The following is a 6803-nucleotide window of genomic DNA, read 5'->3' as shown; positions in this document are numbered from 1 at the left end:
AGCTGGTCGCAGTTTGAATGGAAAACTTACGATACACAGATGACAGTCACATTTGAGGATTCGGTGAAAGTTGAAAGCATTTCAAAAAATGGAAAGTTTAAGTGTATTATGGAGCCATATCCGGGTAATGAATTAGATTTTTAAAAAGTATTTCATGTAGGAGTCAGAGCATATTACTGACTCCTATGCAGAAAGGAGAACAATTTTATGAGTATAACGAAAGTTGGAAGTTCCTATAATTTCATTTATAACACAAAGACAGGTAAATTATCTACAAAAGATGGCAGCAAAAATGAATTTGTTGATTTTTGCAATGGAGATGTAAAGGGAGAAGATACAGAGACACTGAATCATTTTGATGAGCATACAAGATATCAGTTTACAAGAATGCTGTTTGCATATGGAACCGGAATGACCGGACAGAATCCTTTTGCCAATGATGAGAAAGTCGAGATTACAGCGGATATAGACAGTGCAACCCATACTTCCTTTTATGTGAATGGGCAGAAAGCGTTTACGGCAATTACGGGTATGTCATATCTCCCATCCGAGATTCAAACCTTTGGAACCGTACAGCAGCCATTTAAAACCAGAGGGTACAAACCATATGATCCCAGTACAAACAGTATCACGATTGGGGTTGGAAGCAGATTTAATCTTGGAAATGGATACAGCATGACGGTACAGGAAGATTTTGTCTGGGGCGAGGGCTATGGAAACGGAAGCAAGGCAGATGATGAAAGATGCAATATGATGATAGGTGGTCTGAGCTCCCTGATACATTTTGCGGATCAGCAGTATTTTTCAAGTATGACAGATACATACACCGATTATATTTTAGATTTTCTTGCGTCACAGGGAGTGGATACAAGCAGAGAATTTGTGATAAACGGGACACATTGCGAACTGGTAAATGGGAAAATAAGTGAAGTTGGTAACGATTATGTGGTGCCTAGTTCCATTCAGCAGAAAGCAGTGAAAAGATATGAAGAAAGTATGTCACAGCTTTTGAATAGCGGAACTTGGTATAGATGGTCATAAAAGTAATAGATCACTTGGACCGTTATGGAGAGTGAATAGATTCCGAATGACAGAGGAAAGGACAGCATATCTGCAACAGGAAAAAGAATTTTATACAGTGTTGGCATCCAAAATAGGAGAATAATTTTATGCATGATGCAAAAATGATATTGAGATAGGAGGAGTTCCATATGAAATTAGGGAAGAAAACAAAGACTGAAAAAGGAACATTTATGGCATATGCTTCTTGTTCATGTACTTGCTTCTGCGTATGTAAGTGCCAGAACTGTAATAGATCATTGGGGAGAAGAAAATAGAAATGGAAATAAACAATACTGGTTCTACATATGGGGCAGCATTTCGTCAAAAACCGATTTTTTTCATGTCTGGAAAGGAAACAGTGGCATTTTTTGAAGGAAAACTGAAGAAAAATATGACACTTCAGGAAGATTCCTGTACACTTGGCAGCAATGACACTTATCGCAGACAGCATACCACTTATGAGGTTTCGGACAAGAAGAAGGGAAGTACGTTTCTGGATCTGGATTTTCTGATTAAGGACGAAACCAGCAGTCTGAAAGGAAATCTCAGTGATAAAAAGGATGTGGATTTCTACAACTTTTCCATTCCATTTAATCGAACCATACAGAATTATTTTGGGGTTCAAATATACATGGACATGCCGGAAGGCTGTGATTATGACCTCACCTTATATGATGAATATGGCAATCAGGTCGGAAAGGCAGAATGGGACGGAGAAGGACGTAAAACACTGACCATCCCGAACTGGGATACAAATACCAATAAATATTGTATCAAGATAGAAAACAAAAATGGGGAAGAAGTTTCCCCGGATGATTATTATAAAATCAGTTTCAAGGTTTCTGAAAATAAAGAACAGGAAAAGACCGATGCCATAAGGGCGGCATTCGGGAACCTTCACGGTGCATACAGCCGGAAAGATGAAAATTGGAGGGAATACCTCGACAAATATAATGAAGTCCTGATGGATACAGAGAAAAATTATACAAAAGAAATGGATAAACTCCACCAGAAGCAGTTTGAAAGTCTGCCGGAAGAAAAGAAATACAAAGGCGGACGCACAGTGGATGAATTGTTGCAGGACATGGCAGAAGGAAAGACACTGGATGATGTGGAAATGGAGTATGTGAAAATTTTTGCCAACCTGAAAGATTTTGAGAAAGCACAGCAGAAGGCGGAACTGAAACATGATTTTTCCGAGGATTTTGTAAAGGATCTGGAAAGCAAAGGTATCTCACGTGATGAGCTGGATGGAATGCAGATAAAGATTGAAAGCAATGGGAATGTAACAGTGAGCGGTATCGAAGATAAAGAAGTCCGGGAACAGGTTCAGAAACTGGTAGAAGAAAAGTACAGTGACCGGATGTATCAGTATTACACAGGAATTGCTGACAGTGTGGGAAATCTGTCGTCCAATACCTACCAGTATGCCACGGATGTGCAGGAAGTCAGGCGTTACTTAAAAGGGGTTACGGGAGAAGATATTTCTCTGGAGAACCTTTACCTGACACCAGACGGAAAGATTGGCGGGCTGCCGGAAAAAGCTGCTAATCTGATCAACAAAACAAAGGACAATGCCAAGATAGAGCGGATAAAGGATGCATTGATAAATATTATAGGACATAACCGGACAAGCGGTGATCTGGGGATTCCAGACTTTACTTCGGAGTTTCAATTCAGTAATGGTGCTTTTTCTGTGGCAGACAGTGGTTTTACGGTGGATATGGCGGCATTGGATAGAAGGCTGACGCCACAACCGCATGATAACATGTATTCGGATATGTATGCGTATAGTTTCAGGAAAGTATTATGATTATGAAAAGTAATTATACACAAGGAGAATGAACAGATGGTAATAACCCGCACAGTAGAGATGCATGCGCAGCTTGTGGGATATGATTTTAAGAAAAAAGGTTTACCCACTGATAAAAATATTGCAGTAGAAAATAGTAAAGTTTCCAATGATTATTTCTGGAAAACAAATAAATATACGGATCAGGATGTGTTTGGAAGAACACTGGATCTGACGGCACTTATCAATAAGCCGGACGGATATTTAAAGGGAAGTTTATCGGATACGGAGGATGTGGACTATTACGAATTCAATATTACAGAGTACCGGGCATTAAGTTTCGCGAAGGATACCTATAATAAGGATATTACGATCATTTTAGATCATATACCGGAAGGCTGTGATTATGAGATGGTTTTGTATGATGAGGAAGGCAATCAGGTCGGCATTGGGAAAGAGAATGGAAATGGCGGTCTTAGTATTACCATACCGAACTGGAATTCGGACAACAGAGGTTATACCGTGAAGGTACAGGCAAAGAACGGTTCGACGGTAAACCCGGATGCCGAATATCATCTTTCCTTCCAGACAACGCAGGCGGATAAAAGCCATGGAGCTTATCAGGAAATGGAAGAGGTTCAGAAGTATGAAGGGACAGTCAGGAAGCAGATGCAGGAAGGCTTAACCGATACGGAGGAAACGCGTGCAATTAAGGAAATCCGGCAGAAGTACAAAGCCTATTATACAGAGCAGATGGAGAAACTGCATCAGAAACAGGCAGAAGATGTTATGCAGGGTGGGGCAGTGCCGGATGATGAGCAGATTCATAATTTACTGGAAAAAAAAGCAGCAGGAGGAGAACTGACGGAACAGGAAAATGCTCTTTTAAATATCTTTTGTACTGCAGCAGAGCTGGATCGTGCGAATGCAAGTGCAAAAATGAATACCACAGTAAAAGATAGGATATCTGCTGATCTGCAGGAAGCGGGAATTGATATTTCGGATTCCACGTTTTCCATAAAAATTGGGGCGGATGGTCAGGTAAGTGTGGACGGTATTCAGGATCATGCAATGAAACAGAAGATAGAGAATGTTCTGTCAAAGTATTCGGATGAGCTGATGGATATTTATTTTTGCACGGATTCAAAAATACAGGAGTTGTCAGATAAAGAAAAATATTTGTTGCAAGCTGCGGTGGATGTGGGAAAATTTTTATATAAGGCATCTGGCGGCAGCGTATCGCTTGGAGACCTCTCCGTGGAAAATACAGCGATACATGGTCTGCCGAAAACACTGGATGATCTGTTGAATCATCCGGGTGGGAATCTGACCTATCAGGATTACACAAGTGATATCCGGGAAATTTTAGCATATAACCGGACACAGCACAAAGATATTATGTCTGAGTTAAATGTACAGTTTGTTATAGCAGACGGTACATTTCAGATAAAAGATTAAAGTTTATAATGGAGTATTCAATAAAACCCAAGTGATTGGGAGGGAGAATCATGAGAATAGAGAATGGTTACTTATAACAAAGTATGTTATGCAGTAAAAATAATAGAAATGCAGTAGGAAATTTTTCTGATACAATGAATAAAGCCCAAGAGTGTATAAGTAATAAGATTAGCACAAGGGATTCCTATGTAAACAGTACAGATTATAGTAACTTTGGAATTTATACACAAAATAGTATCTCTCAAGATATTGAATTACCAATAGAGACAGAAAGATATAAAATTGAAGATGCTACATATGTGAATGGAGTTCCTGATTAATATGGATCAGCCATTTTCGTATAATGTAACCATGACAAGTGAACTGAAAAATCTTTTGAATGATTTGTCTGACAAAAGAAATATTGATATAAAGGAGATACCGCTACAGGGGGGATTGGTAGTAAAACGTGATCCAAAGACAGGGTTAAATTATTTGTCGATAAAGGGAAATGAGGCACAAGGAGTTTCGGTAATCATAACATCCGATAAAGATATAGAGACGCTGAATAAATTAGCTGATGAATTTCAAAAATATCCGGTAAGTTCACAGCGGTCTACGGCAGGATTATATGCTTTACTTGAGATATCAGGAAATCTGAAACGCGAAAAAGATGGTTTTACATTTTTGACTCCTAATGGAGTTACATATATTCCGTATGATGGTGATTCCAGCAAAGCATGGGAAATTGATATGCCGGGTTCCTGTTATGCTACTGCCAGAAAATGTTTGGCGGCAGAAAATGATTGTGCAGACATAAGTGCATGGACAAAAAATTTGAAAGGAATAAAGATATATTATGGTGATAATTATGGCACCACTCAGACAAATAATGTATATAAAGTTGATGATTTAGGCAGATATTATATGTTTGCATAAGATATATATACAAGTATGAAACTATAAAAATATAGTATGTTTTATGTGGTAAAAATATTGTATTTATGAGACTTTTGGTATTTCACAAATACCTAAGAAAAAATAAAGTAGAGGAGAGTGTATATTATGAATATTGATTACAGTCAGTTTTACAGAGGAACAACGAATATTCCCTCATATGGGAATGGTATATATAAGAAAGACACCCTTGTAAAGTATGAATTTAACACTACAGATGAACATGGCAATAAGATTATGGACAAGATGTCAAGGGAAGAAACCCTGCAGGCGATGAAGGACATCGGTTCGCAGTATGGAGATGCGGTTATTGTTGAATTTTCGGGAGATGGAATGGCTGCACTTGTGGAAAACAAGAAAGGTATAGTGGATGCCAATGTAACACAGGCGCAGCGGGAATCAATGGAGGCGAGAAATGCAGCGTTCCAAAAAGAAATTACGCAGGTTGATAACTCACTAGAACTTCCGGCATATTCCGGAATGTATGGTGCAGACAAGGCGGTTGCATCTGCGGTGGAGAACTGCAGCAAAGAGGAACAGGGATTTGTGTATGATATCATCCGTCAGAATTTCCTTGTTGGAAATACTGGCTCTATGACAGAGGAAGAACGGCAGGCAAATATTTCACTTGGTATGAAAAAAGCGGAATATGCGGCAGAGAATTTTATCCCGGAAGATAGCAGAAAACCATTTTTGGAAGCAATGGAGTCTATCGCAAAGCTTGCGAGCGCAGGAAAAGCTGACAATAACGGAAATATGGACTATGGAGTAGGGAAAGGTACATATCTTGGACATGGTAGCAATCTTGTAAAGACTACAAATGCGCTTGATATGATGAGGACGATGGACGGCAGTGCATACACGGAATATCAGAAGATTAGTAAAGAAAGTAGCAATGAGGACAGACAGCTTAATGCATTAAAATACCTTACAAATTGGTATGAAGGGGCAGTGAAAAAGAATCCTTCGATGGTTGATAATTACGAAAAGCAGTCGGAGGAATATGTGGAGAAAAATGTAAAAGATCAGAAGCTGGATGCAACTTTTTCAGATATAAAGACAGAGAATAAAGCGGCTTTTTTTGAAAGTCTGAAAGTGTTCCAGAATAATAATCCTAATTTTCTCTCATCTATCATAAATCGGGAGCTGGCATCTAAATTTTGGAGCATTTGATAAACGTAGATTGGAAAAGTTATAATTGCTCGGAAAATGGAAGATAACAACAATAAAGTGTAGAGTGTGCCTTTCACATAGGGACACTTGTTACAAGCAATATTGTAAATGATACAAGTGGAGATTAAGGCACAAATATGATAAAAACAAAAAATATTTCAGAAATGTTGACTTCTTTAATTGAGGAGTATCGTTTTAATAAAAATACTCTTTCAAAATATTTAGAAATAACTGAAGAAACAGTAGATTGAGTAGTAATGGGCAATGTGGAATGTTTGCCAGATGATCCTGCATTGCGTCTTAAAATACTTAGTAAAGCAGGATTTCTGTATTTTGGAGCGATTGAAGATAAGGATAGGCAATTAAGCGGTTTTTTGGAAGT

General features: G+C 38.5%; 7 protein-coding genes. 6 read left to right on the top strand and 1 reads right to left on the bottom strand.

Annotation, left to right across the window (positions count from 1 at the left end; genetic code table 11):
- Positions 1–207: 207 nt before the first annotated feature.
- The 6 genes from WMO43_RS13855 to WMO43_RS13830 all read left to right on the top strand — a co-directional run bounded on the left by WMO43_RS13855 (position 208) and on the right by WMO43_RS13830 (position 6421).
- A complete protein-coding gene (locus WMO43_RS13855) occupies positions 208–1041 on the top strand; it encodes a hypothetical protein (protein WP_055068427.1) in 834 nt (277 codons plus the stop codon).
- A gap of 170 nt (positions 1042–1211) precedes the next feature.
- Positions 1212–1337, top strand: a complete 126-nt coding sequence (locus WMO43_RS13850; protein WP_082241399.1) for a CLI_3235 family bacteriocin precursor — start codon at positions 1212–1214, stop codon at positions 1335–1337.
- 2 nt (positions 1338–1339) lie between these two features.
- Entirely contained in the window at positions 1340–2875 is a 1536-nt protein-coding gene (locus WMO43_RS13845) for a hypothetical protein (RefSeq protein ID WP_353531572.1), read from the top strand.
- Positions 2876–2911: 36 nt separating this feature from the next.
- On the top strand, positions 2912–4312 hold the full coding sequence (locus WMO43_RS13840; protein WP_055264406.1) for a hypothetical protein: 1401 nt from the start codon (positions 2912–2914) through the stop codon (positions 4310–4312).
- A gap of 321 nt (positions 4313–4633) precedes the next feature.
- Positions 4634–5230: a hypothetical protein gene (locus tag WMO43_RS13835; RefSeq protein WP_353531571.1), complete on the top strand. Its 597-nt coding sequence runs from the start codon at positions 4634–4636 to the stop codon at positions 5228–5230.
- Between the two features lie 126 nt (positions 5231–5356).
- Positions 5357–6421: a hypothetical protein gene (locus WMO43_RS13830; protein WP_353531570.1), complete on the top strand. Its 1065-nt coding sequence runs from the start codon at positions 5357–5359 to the stop codon at positions 6419–6421.
- A 124-nt stretch (positions 6422–6545) separates the two neighbouring features.
- Here WMO43_RS13830 and WMO43_RS14220 read toward each other — a convergent pair.
- A partial coding sequence (locus WMO43_RS14220) for a hypothetical protein (protein ID WP_434784194.1) occupies positions 6546–6803 on the bottom strand: 258 nt, incomplete at its 5' end.

Origin of the sequence: Maccoyibacter intestinihominis (assembly GCF_040096355.1) — a bacterium.
GTDB lineage: Bacteria > Bacillota > Clostridia > Lachnospirales > Lachnospiraceae > Maccoyibacter > Maccoyibacter intestinihominis.
Note: the sequence above shows the minus strand (reverse complement) of the source record. Positions and strands in the feature narration are given on the sequence as shown.